The organism is Candidatus Burkholderia verschuerenii, assembly GCF_001189365.1.
In the GTDB taxonomy this organism is placed as follows: domain Bacteria; phylum Pseudomonadota; class Gammaproteobacteria; order Burkholderiales; family Burkholderiaceae; genus Caballeronia; species Caballeronia verschuerenii.
Genome location: NZ_LFJJ01000340.1, coordinates 1 through 2,041, shown reverse-complemented (window position 1 = coordinate 2,041; position 2,041 = coordinate 1). Strand labels below are relative to the sequence as shown.

The following is a 2,041-nucleotide window of genomic DNA, read 5'->3' as shown; positions in this document are numbered from 1 at the left end:
CGGCTCAACCAATCCATTCCCAAAATCACTTCTTACCCCAGAACAGGCAGTACGATCATGTCAGCAGTGAATAATCTACCCTTAATATTCACTTCACAACCCTTGCAGACCTCATCAGTTCTTAACTCGAATCTACCCAGTGGTGTACCAACTTCTACCCAAAATGGTAAAGTTTCTATCTTATCTCTCAATTTTCCCAAGTAGTCTGGATTAACAAAGGAATGTGTGTATCCAGGGTCTACTAAAACTTTAAACACTTGTCCAGATATAGAAAGTGTACCTTCCACCATGCTTGATTCTTTATCCACATCCTCTGCTTCCAATGCATAAACCCTAGCTGGCACTCTAGCCTTCTTGGCCGCTGTCCGTACCCCAGTCTTACCCGGTTCTCCACTAGCTTCTTCTGAACGAAGTGGACACTCTTGGACCTGATGGTCTGCACTTCCACACTTTAAGCATTTCTTGGCCTTCCTCCAGCAATTAGCCTCTGTGTGGTTGCTCAATCCACAAAATCCACATACAGCCTGGGATGTTCCCTTTTTCTCAGCTGGTCCTTTTCCTGCCGGGGCTGGACGTTTTACTCCTCCCGTTCCTCTTGGCTGCATAGATCCCGATCCTTGTGGCCCTTTTCCTTTCATGACAGGTGTGCCTCGTGTACTCGCCCTACGGTTGTTTTGAAAGTCCCTAAAACAATTTTGTCCTTCTTTCATCCGTTGTACCAAGTCTACTTCCTCAGCGTAGGTCGTAACTCTAGCGGTATGCATGACATTTTGAATCTCAATTCGCAACCTATCCCCCTCACGCAAAGCCTCATCCCTTTCTCTCTCAAGAGTATCAATGCGGCTCCACTGGTTCTGCACTTCCAGTCGCAGCTGCTCTAGATCACTCTGAGCCTGCTGCAGCTCATCTTCCAAGCTATCAACGAGCTCCCACATAGGCAAAGATCCATCCCGAAGACTTTTCCGCTTTTGAGCCAAGATCTCAACTAACTCCTCTCTCTCTCTTTCTAACTGATGAACTACCCAATTAGGGTAGGAGAACAGGGGTCTACCCGCACACTCGCACGGTGATCCCATTCTAGGCTCACACACCGAAAACAACCCCATATCATAGTCGTAATACGTGATTGCGTGGGCGTACGCAAATGGATATCGGGCCTGACTCGGTCCAGCTCCATCCGCCATCCTAGAACAATAACGCACAAAGTCAGTTCCCAATCAAACTTAAAACTCGACGGTTCAATAAATCCACAATTAAAACATTTATTGAAGTTGTGTCCGCTTGTGGCGCTCAACAACTCACGATAAACATTTACTCCTACAAACAAATATTCCATGCCTAATTTCTTGCAATCTTAACGACTTACATGTTTAACGTTATCTAATATTTCATGAGTCAAGTCTTTTAGTTACGTCTCCTAGAACTAACGCTCTGATACCACTTGTAGCGCCCCAGCCTCCTGAGCAGCTGTGGACCCCGCCTTGCAGACCCCGCATACCGGTCGAGTTGCTCAGGTCGCCATCCCGTCTCAGTTTTCACCGAAACAAGGGAACAAGCAAGCATGTAATAGCGTTATCGCTTAAATGGAAATACATTTAAACGCGGAAGCTAATATTATTATTACAAACTTAGTGTTTTACAATCCCATGGTTCCAAATAAAAGTACAAAAGTGTAGCATCCCCGAATTTCGAAGGAAATTACTGTAATTTATTATATTTTCTTCAAAGAAAATATTTAGGTAATACTAAACCCTAGAATGGAATAACCTAAATAATGCAACAACATGACATTAGAAATTTTGGAAACTTAGGTATACATTTTATTTGACGGATCAACTCAAATTAAAATTAAGAAATGGAAAAGAAAATAGACGATTGGAGAATTTATAATTTGCTTGAACCAATTTTATTTGGACTTGAATGAAAACTTAGAAATAAGAGAATGACTAAATTGAAGATAGGATTAAGGAGTTGGGCTCAAGTAAATTAAGAAACGAAAGTAAAGGATTGAATCTACAAATATCTCTATGTAATCTTAAGA

At 42.3% G+C, this 2,041-nt stretch carries 1 protein-coding gene; it reads right to left on the bottom strand.

What is annotated here, in order from left to right; all coding sequences use genetic code 11:
* Positions 1-32: 32 nt before the first annotated feature.
* A complete protein-coding gene (locus BVER_RS30965; RefSeq protein ID WP_198155475.1) occupies positions 33-935 on the bottom strand; it encodes a pepsin/retropepsin-like aspartic protease family protein in 903 nt (300 codons plus the stop codon).
* Positions 936-2,041: the final 1,106 nt, after the last annotated feature.

What these genes read in the sequence shown, in the direction of transcription:
- BVER_RS30965 (WP_198155475.1), bottom strand. Translation starts at nt 935, where the DNA reads ATGTGGGAGCTCGTTGATAGCTTGGAAGATGAGCTGCAGCAGGCTCAG.